The organism is Mycobacterium sp. MMS18-G62 (genome assembly GCF_053877835.1).
In genome coordinates this window covers 5321392-5334807 of sequence record NZ_CM132662.1, presented here as the reverse complement: position 1 = coordinate 5334807, position 13416 = coordinate 5321392, and the positions used below count along the sequence as shown (strand labels likewise).

General features: G+C 66.4%; 15 protein-coding genes and 1 tRNA gene. 6 read left to right on the top strand and 10 right to left on the bottom strand.

Annotated features, from left to right (window positions below):
* Positions 1-6: 6 nt before the first annotated feature.
* The 5 genes from kasA to aceE form a co-directional block, all read right to left on the bottom strand.
* On the bottom strand, positions 7-1257 hold the full coding sequence (gene kasA / locus ACWW36_RS26570) for a 3-oxoacyl-ACP synthase KasA (protein ID WP_456138917.1): 1251 nt from the start codon (positions 1255-1257) through the stop codon (positions 7-9).
* Positions 1254-1556 carry a meromycolate extension acyl carrier protein AcpM gene (gene acpM, locus ACWW36_RS26565; protein WP_456138916.1) on the bottom strand — a complete coding sequence of 101 codons (303 nt, stop codon included), beginning with the start codon at positions 1554-1556 and terminating at the stop codon, positions 1254-1256. Before acpM ends, kasA begins: the two co-directional genes overlap by 4 nt.
* Positions 1557-1629: 73 nt before the next feature.
* Complete coding sequence (locus tag ACWW36_RS26560) at positions 1630-2538, bottom strand: ACP S-malonyltransferase (protein ID WP_456138915.1); 909 nt, start codon at positions 2536-2538, stop codon at positions 1630-1632.
* 128 nt (positions 2539-2666) lie between these two features.
* The gene (locus tag ACWW36_RS26555) at positions 2667-3953 is read right to left on the bottom strand and encodes a PucR family transcriptional regulator (RefSeq protein WP_456138914.1); all 1287 of its coding nucleotides are present in this window, start codon (positions 3951-3953) and stop codon (positions 2667-2669) included.
* A gap of 42 nt (positions 3954-3995) precedes the next feature.
* Entirely contained in the window at positions 3996-6785 is a 2790-nt protein-coding gene (aceE, locus tag ACWW36_RS26550; RefSeq protein ID WP_456138913.1) for a pyruvate dehydrogenase (acetyl-transferring), homodimeric type, read from the bottom strand.
* A gap of 223 nt (positions 6786-7008) precedes the next feature.
* Between aceE and ACWW36_RS26545 the strand changes: the two genes are divergently transcribed.
* From ACWW36_RS26545 to ACWW36_RS26530, 4 genes are all read left to right on the top strand, one after another.
* Complete coding sequence (locus tag ACWW36_RS26545) at positions 7009-7512, top strand: hypothetical protein (RefSeq protein WP_456142635.1); 504 nt, start codon at positions 7009-7011, stop codon at positions 7510-7512.
* A 90-nt stretch (positions 7513-7602) separates the two neighbouring features.
* Positions 7603-8028 carry a DUF3052 domain-containing protein gene (locus ACWW36_RS26540; protein ID WP_456138912.1) on the top strand — a complete coding sequence of 142 codons (426 nt, stop codon included), beginning with the start codon at positions 7603-7605 and terminating at the stop codon, positions 8026-8028.
* Positions 8028-8492: a peroxiredoxin gene (locus ACWW36_RS26535; RefSeq protein WP_456138911.1), complete on the top strand. Its 465-nt coding sequence runs from the start codon at positions 8028-8030 to the stop codon at positions 8490-8492. The genes ACWW36_RS26540 and ACWW36_RS26535 overlap by 1 nt, the downstream gene beginning before the upstream one ends.
* Positions 8493-8537: 45 nt before the next feature.
* Positions 8538-8612, top strand: a tRNA-Val gene (locus ACWW36_RS26530).
* On the opposite strand, the gene ACWW36_RS26525 is transcribed toward ACWW36_RS26530, so the two are convergent.
* Positions 8613-9008, bottom strand: a complete 396-nt coding sequence (locus ACWW36_RS26525; protein ID WP_456138910.1) for a VOC family protein — start codon at positions 9006-9008, stop codon at positions 8613-8615.
* 324 nt (positions 9009-9332) lie between these two features.
* Between ACWW36_RS26525 and ACWW36_RS26520 the strand changes: the two genes are divergently transcribed.
* Complete coding sequence (locus tag ACWW36_RS26520; RefSeq protein WP_456138909.1) at positions 9333-9527, top strand: hypothetical protein; 195 nt, start codon at positions 9333-9335, stop codon at positions 9525-9527.
* 52 nt (positions 9528-9579) lie between these two features.
* Here ACWW36_RS26520 and ACWW36_RS26515 read toward each other — a convergent pair whose 3' ends face one another.
* Positions 9580-10407: an oxygenase MpaB family protein gene (locus tag ACWW36_RS26515; protein ID WP_456138908.1), complete on the bottom strand. Its 828-nt coding sequence runs from the start codon at positions 10405-10407 to the stop codon at positions 9580-9582.
* A gap of 36 nt (positions 10408-10443) precedes the next feature.
* Here ACWW36_RS26515 and ACWW36_RS26510 point away from each other — a divergent pair, with 36 nt between their 5' ends.
* The gene (locus ACWW36_RS26510; RefSeq protein ID WP_456138907.1) at positions 10444-11418 is read left to right on the top strand and encodes a cobalamin biosynthesis protein; all 975 of its coding nucleotides are present in this window, start codon (positions 10444-10446) and stop codon (positions 11416-11418) included.
* On the opposite strand, the gene ACWW36_RS26505 is transcribed toward ACWW36_RS26510, so the two are convergent.
* Genes ACWW36_RS26505 through ACWW36_RS26495 form a run of 3 tightly spaced genes read right to left on the bottom strand, consistent with a single transcriptional unit; the run spans position 11372 to position 13397 of the window.
* Positions 11372-12226 carry an SURF1 family cytochrome oxidase biogenesis protein gene (locus tag ACWW36_RS26505; protein WP_456138906.1) on the bottom strand — a complete coding sequence of 285 codons (855 nt, stop codon included), beginning with the start codon at positions 12224-12226 and terminating at the stop codon, positions 11372-11374. The genes ACWW36_RS26510 and ACWW36_RS26505 overlap by 47 nt on opposite strands.
* 6 nt (positions 12227-12232) lie before the next feature.
* Complete coding sequence (locus ACWW36_RS26500) at positions 12233-12727, bottom strand: low molecular weight protein-tyrosine-phosphatase (RefSeq protein WP_456138905.1); 495 nt, start codon at positions 12725-12727, stop codon at positions 12233-12235.
* Complete coding sequence (locus tag ACWW36_RS26495; protein WP_456138904.1) at positions 12720-13397, bottom strand: HAD-IA family hydrolase; 678 nt, start codon at positions 13395-13397, stop codon at positions 12720-12722. Before ACWW36_RS26495 ends, ACWW36_RS26500 begins: the two co-directional genes overlap by 8 nt.
* Between the last annotated feature and the right edge of the window lie 19 nt (positions 13398-13416).

Here is a 13416-nt window from a genome sequence, read left to right as displayed (position 1 = left end):
TCTCGCTCAGTAACGCCCGAATGCCAGGGCGACATTGTGACCACCGAAACCGAACGAGTTGTTGATGGCGTACTGGTATTCGCCGTATCGAGGCTCGCCCGCAACAACATCGAGATCGATCTCGGGATCGGGTGTTTCGTAGTTGAGTGTCGGCGGGATGACGCCATCACGCAGCGTCAGCACCGTCAGCACCGATTCCAGCGCACCGACCGCCCCGATGGAGTGGCCGAGCGCCGACTTCGGCGCGTACACCGCAGCGTGCTCCACACCGGCAACCCGAATGGCGTTGGCCTCGGCGACATCACCGATCGAAGTCGCGGTGGCGTGAGCGTTGACGTGCTGAATGTCCTTGGGGGACAAGCCCGCAGTCTCCATCGCACGCTTCATTGCGTGACCTGCGCGCAGGCCGTTCGGGTCTGGCGCCACCATGTGGTAAGCGTCCGAAGAGATTCCCGCACCCAGCAGCCTTGCCAGCGGCTTGGCACCGCGAGCCTTGGCGTGTTCCTCGGTCTCGAGGATCAGCATCGCGCCCGCTTCGCCGAACACGAACCCGTCGCGGTTCTTGTCGAACGGCCGCGACGCGCCTTCGGGGTTCTCGTTGTTGGTCGACATGGCGCGCATCATCGAGAACGCCGCAATCGGCAGGGCCTCGATGCCGCCTTCCACGCCGCCACAGACCGCGAAGTCCGCGTCGCCCATGACGATCTGACGCCACGCGTGGGCGATGGCCTCCGAACCCGACGAACACGCCGACACCGGGGTGATGACCCCGGCACGCGCCCCAAGCTGCAGACCCACCACTGCGGCCGCACCGTTGGGCATGATCATCTGAACGGCCAGCGGCGACACCTTGCGGGGGCCGCCCTCGTTCATCGCGTCATACGTTTCGACGATCTTCTCGCCGCCACCCAGACCCGTGCCGATGACCACTGCGAAGCGGTCCGGATCGACCTCGGGCGTGCCCGCGACCTCCCAGAGATGACCGCTGAGCAGCTTGGCCATGCGCTGGACATACGACATCCGTCGCATGTCCAGCCGGCCCATGTGGTCGTCGACAGGATCCTTCAGGTGGCCACCGATGCGGACCGGCAGGTCCCACTTGGTGACGAACTCGTCCTCGAGTACGTGGATGCCGCTCTCGCCGGCCAGCAGCCCCTTCCACGTGCTCTCGATGTCCCCAGAGATCGACGTGGTTGCCGTGACGGCGGTCACGACGACATTCGGGAAACCGCCGTTAGCAGTGGAAGGTCTGGTCATGCCCGATCGGCTTCGATCTGCGCGCGGATGGCCGCGGCCGCCTCGGGGTTCTCTTCCTCGAGCTTCTGGATGTAGGCGACGACGTCACCGACGGTGCGCAGGCCGGCCAGGTCCTCGTCGGGGATCTTCACGCCGTACTTGTCCTCGGTCTGCACGGCGATCTCCACCATCGACAGCGAGTCGATGTCCAGGTCGTCGACGAACGACTTCTCGGGGGTGACCTCCGACGGCTCGATACCGGTGACCTCTTCGATGATCTCGGCGAGACCGGTGATGATTTCTTCCTGAGTGGCGGGCACTATGGCTCCTTCTAATTGGGTTGATACTGCGGAAATTACGTTCGATATGCGGTTGTCTGGCGAGGTGCCCCTGCTATAGCGCAGCAAGCCCGTCCAGGTCAGCGGGGGACTTGACGGTGTGCGTCGGCACCCCCCGAAGTTCGCGCTTGGCGATCCCGGCCAAGGTCCCGGCGGGCGGGAACTCGACGATCGCGGTCACGTTGTCGGTGCGCAGGGTCTCTGTGCACAGGTCCCAGCGCACCGGGCGGGTCAGCTGGGCCACCAGCTTGCTCATGGCGTCTGCAGCCGAGGCGACGGGCTGTCCGTCAGCGTTGCTCAGCAGCGTCGCGGTGGGCTCACTGGTCGCGACGCCTTCGGCAGCGGCCGCGTAGCCGTCGGTGGCCGAAGCCATGAAGTGGGTGTGGAAGGCGCCCGCAGTGGCCAGCGGCCGGACCCGGGCCTTGACGGGCGGATCCTCGGCCAGCTTCTCCAGCGCGGACAGCGCGCCGGCGGCAACGATCTGACCGGCCGCGTTGCGGTTGGCGGGCACCAGGTCGAGCGCCTCGAGGCGGGCCAGCACCTCGGCTTCGTCGCCACCCAGCACCGCGGACATACCCGTCGGCTCCAGCGCGCAGGCCTTGGCCATCTCGGAACCCCTGGTGGCGGCCAGCTTGACGGCGTCGTCGGCCGAGATCACGCCCGCTATCGCGTACGCAGCGATCTCACCGACGGAATGGCCGGCGACGATGGTGTCGGCCCCGCCCAATACGCCCCGCTTGGTCAGCTCCTCATGCGCCAGCAGCGTCGCGGCCACGACCAGCGGTTGCGTCACGGCTGTATCGGTGATCTCCTCAGCCGTGGCGGTGGTGCCAAGACGGGCGAGGTCCAGGCCGCTGATCTCCGACCAGGCAGCCAGACGGTCGGCAGCACCGGGCAGTTCGAGCCACTCGGTGAGCATGCCGGGAGTCTGAGAGCCCTGTCCGGGCGCAAGCAATGCAAGCACGTCTCTAAGAGAACACTGTGAAGACGGTTTTGCGCGGTGTAAGAGATTATGAACCTTGTCTTATGTTTTTGTAGATAGCCCACAAAACGGCATGTGATGGGACTCCATCGATACCGGCTCGCAACCTGTTACCCGGCGCGATGCGCGCCTTGAGCAGTGGGACGGATCACCGGCACCGCTCCAGGCTGGGCGTTTGACGAGCTGGAGTGGTATGCCTGGCGGCCGAGCCGGCCTACTGTCGCCGCGACGCGCAGCACGTAAGCATCGCGCGGAAGCGTGGGATCGCGGCCAGTGAAGTCGGCGATACGTTTGAGCCGGTAGCGCACGGTGTTTGGATGAACGAACAATTTGCGCGCACAGGCCTCAATTGCGCCGCCGGAGTCCAGATACGCGTCGAGCGTCTCAGTCAGCGCAGGCCCGGCGTCCGCCAACGGTCGCATCACCTCGGCCTCCAGCGCTGAGATCGCGGTCACATCACCCAGTAGCGCCCGTTCGGGCAGCAGCTCGCGCGCCGACACCGGCCGTGGCGCACCGGTCCAGCCTGCGACGGCGTTCATCCCGGCGATCGCTTCGGTGGCGCTGATGTAGGCCGCGCCGAGCGTCGGCGCGGTCGGCCCGATCACCACCGGCCCGTCTGCGAAGACGGTGAGCAGTTCGGTGAGGAACCGGTCGGTCGGAGACAGCGGGCCGGAGATGATGGCCACCAGCCACGCGCCGTGCACATCCGACAACGCCCCGCGCCCGTTGCGGGTGACGACGTCATGAACGTCGTCACTGGCGAGGTCGATGCGGTCCTGTTGGGGCAGCCCGACGATCACCGTCGCGGGGGCAGTGGCGTCCCAGTTCAGCGCGGCGGCCTGTGACTGCAGCTCGGGCCCGGTGTGACCCCGGACCACGGCGTCGACGACGTTGGCCTCCATCCGAGTGTCCCACGCGCCGCGCGCCTCGGCCTGGTCGGCGTAGGCGGTGGCGGCGGCGAACGCCAAATCCCTGCTGTAGCGCAGGATTCCGGCGGTCATCGCTGTCACTTGTTCCTCGGACCGGGCCAGCACGGGCACCCATTCCTCGAAGAACTCCATGGTGACCCGAACCATCTCGACCGACTGTCGCAGCGCGATGCGCCGACGCAGATCTTGGGGGACCACCTCGAATGCCTGGGCCGTGTAGCTGACATTGCTCTTCGGATCGCGCATCCACTCCACGAAGTTGACCACCGCGGTCTGCACCACCAGTTGCACGCTCGCGCGCTGCGATGCCTCGAGGTCGGCGAAGAACGGCAGTCGCTCCTCCATGGCGCGCACCGCCTCGGTCGCCAGCCGGCCGGAGTACTGGTGCAACCGCCGAAGGACCGACTCGGGCACGGTCTCCAGCACCTCGAGCGTGGACTTCGGCGGGATGAACCGATTGTCGGGCATCCCTAAAATCTACGCGACTGCGCTGTAACTTTTCTACAAGCGCTAAGCGACACCCGGATCGGACGTCTGCTCCGGCGCAGCCATCACGTCGTCGATCTTGTATTTGTTGGCGGCGTCGACGGCGACCGACTGGTCGATGTTTCCGTCCCTGGCCAGCCCCTCGAGCACGGCGACCGCGATGGATTCGCCATCGGTGTTGTAGTACCGGCGCGCGGCCGGACGAGTGTCGGAGAAGCCGAACCCGTCGGTGCCGAGCGTGATGTAGGTGCCGGGCACCCACGGCCTGATCTGCTCCGGTACGGCCCGCATCCAGTCCGATACCGCCACGACAGGACCGGCAGCGTCGGCGAGCACCTTGGTGATGTACGGAGTGCCCGCTGGGCGTTCGGGGTGGCGCAGGCGCTCCTTCTCGATCTGCACACCGTCGCGGTTGAGCTCACCCCAGCTGGTCACCGACCACACGTCGGCGGCGACGTCCCATTCGTCGGCCAGCAGTTCGGCAGCCTTCAGTGCCGACGGCATGCCAACGCCCGACACCAGGATCTGTGCCACGTTCGAGCGCCCCTCCGGCGCGGGCCGGTAGCGGTAGATGCCGCGCAGCAGGCCCTCGACGTCGAGCCCCTCCGGCTCGGCCGGCTGCACGTAGGGCTCGTTGTAGATCGTCATATAGAAGTAGACGTTCTCTGGGTTTTCGCCGTACATGCGGTGCAGCCCGCTCTCGACGATGTGGGCGATCTCGAAGGCGAACGCCGGGTCGTAGGCGACGACGGCGGGGTTGGTCGCGGCCAGCAGGAGCGAGTGCCCGTCGGCGTGCTGCAGGCCTTCACCGACCAGCGTCGTGCGCCCGGCGGTGGCGCCCAGCACGAAGCCGCGGGCCATCTGGTCGGCCGCGGCCCAGAATCCGTCGCCGGTGCGCTGGAAGCCGAACATCGAGTAGAAGATGTAGACCGGGATCATCGGCTCGTTGTGTGTGGAGTACGCCGTACCCGCGGCGGTGAACGAGGCCGTCGACCCCGCCTCGTTGATGCCCTCGTGCAGGATCTGGCCGACTTCACTTTCCTTGTACGCCAACATCAATTCGGCGTCCACTGACGTGTACAGCTGGCCGAGCCGGTTGTAGATCTTCAGGTTGGGGAACCACGAGTCCATACCGAACGTGCGGGCTTCGTCGGGGATGATGGGGACTATTCGGTGTCCAATCTCCTTGTCCCGCAACAGTTCCTTGAACGTGCGCACGGTGGCCATGGTGGTAGCCACCTCCTGATTGCCCGAGCCCTTCTTGAGGGCCTTATAGGCGTCGCGGCCCGGCAGCGTCAGCGCCTTGGACTTGGTGCGGCGTTCCGGCACGAAACCGCCCAGCGCCCGGCGCCGTTCGAGCATGTACCGAATTTCAGGAGCCTCAGGGCCCGGGTGGTAGTACGGCGGCAGATACGGATTCTGCTCGAGCTGCTCGTCGCTGACCGGGATACGGATGGCGTCGCGGAAATACTTGAGGTCTTCTATCGCAAGCTTTTTCATCTGATGCGTGGCGTTGCGGCCCTGGAAGTGCGCACCCAGCGAATAGCCCTTGATGGTTTTGGCCAGGATGACCGTCGGCTGGCCCTTGTGTTCTGTCGCCGCGCGGTAGGCGGCGTACACCTTGCGGTAGTCGTGGCCGCCGCGTTTGAGGTTCCAGATCTCGGTGTCGGACATGTTCTCGACCAGCGCCTTGGTGCGCGGGTCACGGCCGAAGAAGTGATCGCGGACGTAGGCGCCGTCGTTGGCCTTGTACGTCTGGTAATCGCCGTCGGGTGTGGTGTTCATCAGGTTCACTAGCGCGCCGTCGCGATCGGCGTGCAGCAGGGCATCCCACTCACGGCCCCACACCACCTTGATGACGTTCCAGCCGGCGCCTCGGAAGAACGATTCCAGTTCCTGAATGATCTTGCCGTTGCCGCGCACCGGGCCGTCGAGGCGCTGCAGGTTGCAGTTGACGACGAACGTGAGGTTGTCGAGCCCCTCGTTGGCGGCCACCTGAATCAGCCCACGGCTTTCCGGCTCGTCCATCTCGCCGTCGCCAAGGAACGCCCACACGTGCTGATCGGAGGTGTCCTTGAGCCCCCGGTCGTGCAGGTAGTGGTTGAAGCGGGCCTGGAAGATCGCGTTCATCGGGCCAAGGCCCATCGACACCGTCGGGAATTCCCAGAAGTCCGGCATCAGCCGCGGATGGGGATAGGACGGCAGCCCGCCTCCAGGGTGGCTGTGCTCTTGACGGAAGCCGTCGAGCTGATCGGCGGTTAGCCGGCCCTCGAGGAACGCCCGGGCGTAGATGCCCGGGGATGCGTGCCCCTGGATGAAGACCTGGTCGCCGCCGCCGGGATGGGCCTTGCCGCGGAAGAAGTGGTTGAAGCCGACTTCGTACAGCGCCGCGGAGGACGCATAGGTCGAAATATGGCCTCCCACACCGACTCCCGGCCGCTGCGCGCGATGTACCATGATCGCGGCATTCCACCGGATCCAGGCGCGGTAGCGTCGCTCGACGTCCTCGTCGCCGGGGAACCACGGCTCGAGCTCTGTCGGGATGGTGTTGACGTAGTCGGTCGATGTGAGCGCGGGGATGGCAACCCGCTGTTCGCCGGAGCGTTCCAGCAGCCGCAACATCAGATACCTCGCCCGCGACGGACCGGAGCGTTCGAGCAACTCGTCGAACGACTCAAGCCATTCGGCGGTCTCCTCGGGGTCGATGTCTGGCAGGTATGACGCGACGCCTTCGCGAATGACGCGAACCCGGTCGGGTTCTGCTGTGGTGCTGGAGTTTTGGGCCAGGTCTTGGCGCACGAACTCGGTGGTCAACTTCCGCTCCTTGTTAGGCGGTATAGGTGCGTACGCGATCGGCGTAGCGGCCTCCATACTTCTCTCATCCTGCCCCACTTGCACCGTCGGGGGTGGCCAGAGGAATGAACCCGCGATTGGGTGAACAAACCGGTAACGTCTGCAGACCGTGCTGAGCGCGGGGCTGGGTCGCAAGCGGCTGCGGATCGCCGCCTTGGTGGTGGGCAGCCTGGCTGCCACGGCGATGATCATCGTCGGCTGCACCAGCGTCACGCAGGGCACCGCGACGGTCGACAAGGCCGACGGCCCCGTGTACCGCGCGTCGGTGTCGGCGTCGATCGAGGAGTCGGCCGCCAGTTCCAGTACGCGTGAGTCGGAACGGCAGGCGTCGCTGACCACGCAGGCGGTCCACTCGTCGTGTGAAGCGCTCAGTTCGAGCAGCGTGGACGCGGTCACCGCGGTGAACAACTACGTCGACGCCTTCAACAAGAACGCCGCCGACGTGGCAGCCAAGGCCGGACCTGCCATCGACGCGCTGAACCACAGCGCCGACCTCGTCGCGCACAGCCTCTCCGACGCGCTGACCGCGCAGTTGAGGGATGCGTTGAATGCTTGGGTTGACGCCGCCAGAGGTGTCGCGACCGCCGTCGCGGGGAATTACGGACCCGACGAATTCAACGCGGCGATCACCAAATTAAACGACACGAAGACCGCCGCGCTGGACCTGTGCGACAGGGCATATCGATGAACCTGACCGGCAGACGTCAGCGATCGAGCCTCGGCGTGCGACGATAGGGCAAGCGCACAGTGCGTCGAGCTGGCTGAAGGAGGACCGACCGTGGTCGCGGCGGATGACGCCCCGAACTACGCCCGCAGACTGGGCATCCAAAAAGATCAGGTTGTGCAGGAGGTGGGCTGGGACGAGGACGTCGACGACGACATCCGGGCCGACATCGAAGAGGCGTGCGGAGGCGAGCTACTTGACGAGGACGCCGACGAGGTCATCGACGTCGTGCTGTTGTGGTGGCGTGACGGCGACGGCGATCTCGTCGACGCGCTGATGGACGCCATCACGCCGCTGGCCGACGACGGGGTGATCTGGGTGGTGACCCCGAAGACCGGCCAGCCGGGCCACGTGGTGCCTGCCGAAATCGCCGAATCGGCGCCGACAGCGGGCCTGATGCAGACGTCGTCGGCCAATCTCGGCGACTGGATCGCCAGCAGGCTTGTGCAGCCCAAGTCCAAGGCGGCGGGGCGGCGCTAATGCTGGAGGTCGGTGCCGAGGCCCCGGACTTCACGCTCAAGGACCAGAACGGTCAGTCGGTCACGCTGAGCGATTTCCGAGGCTCCAAGAACGTGCTGCTGGTGTTCTTCCCGCTGGCGTTCACGGGTATCTGCCAGGGCGAGCTCGACGAGATTCGCGACAACCTGCCGCGATATGTGAACGAGGACACCGCCACCTTGGCCATCTCCGTGGGTCCGCCACCGACACACAAGATCTGGGCGACACAGAGCGGCTTCACCTTTCCGGTGCTGTCCGACTTCTGGCCGCACGGCGCGGTGGCCCAGGCGTACGACGTGTTCAACGGCGACGCCGGGTTCGCCAATCGCGGCACGTTCGTCGTCGATCGTTCCGGAATTGTCCGGTTCGCCGAGATGAAGCAGCCGGGGGAGCCGCGCGATCAATCGGTGTGGACCGACGCCTTGGCTGCCCTGCAATCTGGCTGACGGATTTCCACCTGCCCGTCGCAGGCCGCTATCCTGCCCGGCAAGGGGCGCGTAGCTCAGTGGTAGAGCTCTGGTTTTACACACCAGCGGTCGGCGGTTCGATACCGTCCGCGCCCACCATCACTCCGGCGGAGCGAAGAACTCCAAAGCGATGCCGTCGGGATCGCGGAAGCTCAGCCCCGATCCGTAGGGTGCGTCGACGATGCCGCCGTGTTCGATGCCGAGCAATTCGAGCCGCTCGACCCAGGACTGCAGCTCGGCGCGACTCGCGCACCCGAATCCGACGTGGTCGAGCCCGGTTCTGAATTCGGTGAACGGATCGTCTGGGGCGGACCGGTCGTGCTGGTGGATCCCGAACAGTGTGCCGTTGTCGAACGCCCAGACCAGATGGTGAAACCCGGTGTCGGTGTGTTCGTCGAGCGCGGGCTCGCTGCCGATCAGAGCTTTGTACCAGGGACCGCTGACCTCGAGGTCACGGACCGTGACCGCGACATGGTTGAGCGCCGGGAACGTCATTGTGGACTCCTCACTGTTCACCTGTGATCATCGGCTTTTCCGGAGGCCAACGCGCACGCTTTCGCGATTTGCCAATTACCGTTGCGACAATTGTTTGCGATGTCCAGCAAACGAATTTCCGCACGAAATTCGCGCAGTTTAGTTCACAAAGGTAAGTAACTTCCACTTTGCCATGTACGTGCGACGGGCTTGGCGCTCAGGGCGTGAACCACCATATATGCAGGTCCAGGCGGTTAAGTGTCGTCGTGGCCGGGAATAACTGCGGTGTATCGATGAGCCCGGTGCGGGGACCGGGGAGGAATGGGACACGAAATGGGGATACTCGTGCGGCAAACGAAGAGGGGACGCGCCGACCGCCGAAACAACAACAGCGCCAACGGCGACCGCAACCGCGACGCCGCCAACCGGAAGCACGACGGCACCGACAGGCACGTCAAGCACGAGCACCGGTGCGACGAGCACGGGTTCGACGTCGGGCAGTACCAGCGGCAGCACCGGCTCGACATCGGGCAGCACTAGCGGCAGCGGATCACGCTCCGTCGGGTGATCGGGGGGAGTCGCGGCGGGCGGGTCACACGACTCGCTTGCCGCGGCGCGCCCGCGATCGCATATCGCGCAGGTACAGCTGATAGCCCAGAATCCAGACATCGCGCGGGATCACGCGATCGGCGACCCGCAACGCTGTCAGCAACCACTCAAATCGCCGCTGCTGGGCCGTCGTCCACCGCAGTCCCATCCGGGAGCGGAACTCAGAGGGCAGGAAACCGGTGGTCGCGAACAGGTTCAACGGTCCCGCGAGTAGGCGCAATGGTGCAGGCAGGAAGGCCATCGCGGCCACGCCGCGCAGGTGCTCGCGCACGGGCGGGTCGATTCGGAGTTCATCCAGCGATCGCTTCCAGAACTCGTCGAACGCGACGCGGTCGGGTGGCCACATGTCGTCGCGGACCTGCAATGTGGTGCCCAGCTTCTTGGCGTCCTGATACACCGCGTCGGCCGCGTCGTCGTCGAGCGGGCCGTACAGGAACTCGTGCTGGTCGACGTAATAGCGATACAGACAAGCGGCCACCCACAGCTGCAGTCGCGGATCAAACGCGTTGTACGGCACCGGGCTTGACTTCGACGACCGCACAACGGAGTGCACCCGGTCAACCTCACCGCGGATCAGCGCGCGGTCGGCGTCCGTGCCCAGCGTGGCCGCAGCCAAGTAGGTGCCGGTGGTGCGAGCCCGCTTGAACGGATGCTTGTAAACGTTTCCGCTGTCGACCGGGCTCTCCAGCACGCCGTATCCCACGGCAGGCCAGGACAGCTGCATGATCACATTCGCCGCGGGCAGCAACACCGCGGCGGGGTTCAGCAGATCGACGACACGCGTCGGCCGCCGCGGCGGGCCCAGCCTCATGATTTTCAGTGAACCACCTTGTGAGAGGCTCCCGAGGTGTTTGCGTCAGCGCGGCGGGCCCGCGCCGCCGGGATAGCGGTCGGCTACGCGGCCGATCTGACGTTCGGCGACCCCAGGCGCGGGCATCCCGTCGCGGTTTTCGGCCGCGGCGCAGCGGCTTTCGAGCGGCTGAGCTACGCCGATTCCCGCGCTGCGGGCGCTGTGCACACAGCGGCGTTGCTGTCAGCCCTCACCGCGCTGGGGCTCTTCGTCGACAGGGCCGCCGACCGTCGGGGTGGCCTGTGGGCGGCGACCGCCATGGCGGCATCGACGTTCGTCGCGCTGGGCGGTACCTCGCTATGCCGCACCGGTGAACAGATGACCGATCTGCTCACCGCGGGGGACGTTGACGGTGCCCGGCGCCTGCTGCCGTCGCTGTGCGGACGCGACCCCGCCGCCCTCGACGCGGAGGGCCTGACCCGAGCGGCCCTCGAATCGGTCGCCGAGAACACCTCCGACGCCAACGTCGCGCCGCTGGTGTGGGGCTCGGTGGCGGGCATACCCGCGGTGCTGGTCTACCGTGGCGCCAACACCCTGGATGCGATGATCGGTAACCGTTCGTCGCGTTACGCCCGATTCGGTTGGGCGGCAGCACGATTCGACGACGCGGTCAACTTTGTGGCGGCAAGGGTGACAGCGATCTTGGTCGTGATGTGCGCACCGCTGGTCGGCGGATCGCCTGCAGGCGCCATGCGTGCGTGGCACCGTGACGCCGCCCGCCACCCCAGCCCCAATGCCGGCGTCGTGGAAGCGGCGTTCGCCGGTGCGCTCGGGGTGCGGCTCGGCGGTCCGACTCAGTACGCCCATGAGCTCGAGATCCGGCCCACGCTCGGCGAGGGTCGACATCCCGATGTGTCGGATCTGTCGCGGGCGGTGCGCTTGTCACGGGCGGTGCAGGGCGCGGCGGCCGTGCTCGCCGTGTCGCTCAGCGCCGTCGGCCGTAACGGTCGGCGAGCTTCTCCTCGGTCGTGAGGGGTGCCGAAGGGGCGTCCGACGCGGCGTCGGCCGCCGACTTCTCACGCCGGCGCTGACGGACCTCGGCATAGACGAAGTAGCCCAACAGGATCGGGGCGATGATTCCGAAGGAGATCCACTGGATTCCGTACGACAGGAACGGTCCGGCGTCGAGGTGGGGCAGGGCGATCGCGCCGAGTCCGCCGGGCTGGTCCTCGACCAGTTGCAGGTAGGAGCCTGTCAACGGCACTCCGCTGAGCGTCGCGATCTGGACGGTGTTGATCGAATACACCTGCTGCGTACCGTCCTGGCGGAACGGGTCCTTGCCCTGCGCGAGCGGTTCTGAATCGCGTAGCCTCGCCGTGATCGTCACCGTGCCGGTCGGCGGTGGCGGAATCGCCGGCACTCGTGAACCCTGCACGGGCCGTACATATCCCCGGTCCACCAGCACCACGGGGCCGCCGTCGGCGGCGAACGGCACCAGCACTTCGAACGCCGGATCGCCGTCGACCACACGCAGGCGGGCCAGCACCTGGCCGTCCGGCAGGTAGTGCCCCGTGGCGGTCACCCGGCGCCATTGATCGTCGGGAGCCGACGAATCCTGGTGTGGCAGAAGGCTTGTGACGGGCACCGGGTCAGCGGTGAGCGACCGGGAGATCTGAGAGTTCTCCCGCGACGTCTTGGTGTTCTTGCCGAGCTGCCATGGGGCCAGCACGGTGAAGCACAGGTAGGCGAACGCGACGACCACCACGAATAGGGCCAGCCATGCCGGCCGGAATATGAAGGCCCAGCGCGGAAGCCGATTCCGGCTCTTCGCTTCGTTCATCGCCGTCTAGCTCGCGATTCCCGGGCCGGCGAGTTGTTCGTCCACCCATTGGTGCAACCCCGGCAGCGCGGCATCGATGACCGTGAACACGTCTTCGAAGTCATCGTGTGTCCCGTAGTACGGATCCTCGACGTCGAGCGCATGCGCGCCGGAGCGTGGGTCGAATGACCGCAGCATCCGAATCCTGTTGGGAGGAATGCCCATTTCGGTCAGCATCCGGACGTGGTTGCGCCCCAACGCGACAACCAGATCGGCGGACAAGTGGTCATCCCCGATCTGCGCGGCGCGATGTGCGCTCGGATAGCCGTGCTCGCGCAGCACGTGGATGGCTCGGTGGTCGGCCGGTTCACCGGCGTGCCAGCCGCCGGTTCCGGCGCTGGTGATCCGCACCGCCTCGGTCAGGCCGCGCTCCTTGATCTGGTGGGCGAACATCTTCTCTGCCATCGGCGAGCGGCAGATGTTGCCCGAGCAGATGAAGGTGATGTGCAGGGGATCAGACACCAAGGACCTCACGAAGGTCGTCGACGGTCGAGACATGCGCCAGCGCAGCAGCGGAGTCGGGTTCGTCGAAGTCGCCGCTGCCGTAGCCCCAGCCGACCACGACGGTGTCGATGCCGTGCTCGGCGGCGCCTTCGACGTCGTGGGAGCGGTCGCCGACCATGAGCACGCGATCGGGCAGCGGGTGCAGCTGCGCCAGCGCGTGCGCGACCACGTCGGCCTTGGCGGCCCGTGTTCCGTCGACACTCGCGCCTGCGATGACTTCGAAGTGCGCGTCGAGCCCGAAATGCGCGAGGATCCGCTGCGCGGTGGGCTCCGCCTTCGACGTGGCGACCGCCATCCTCACCCCGGCCGCGCGCAGGTCCTCGAGTAGCCCGGGGATGCCGTCGAACAGCCGGTTTATCGCCCACCCGCGGGTCATGTAGTCGGCGCGGTAAGCGGCGATCGCGGCGTCCGCCTCGTCGCCGAGTCCCATCTCACGCAGCGTGTGATGCATCGGCGGGCCGACGATGCGGCTGGCCAGGTCCCCGTCCGGAACGACGGCGCCGACCTCGCCGAGCGCATGGCGGAAACTGGACACGATGCCCTCGGCCGAATCGGTCAGGGTGCCGTCGAGGTCGAAGATCACCAACTGCGGGCGAGCCGCGACGGTGCGGGCCAGAGTTTCTGTCACCAGTCCATTGTCCCCGACG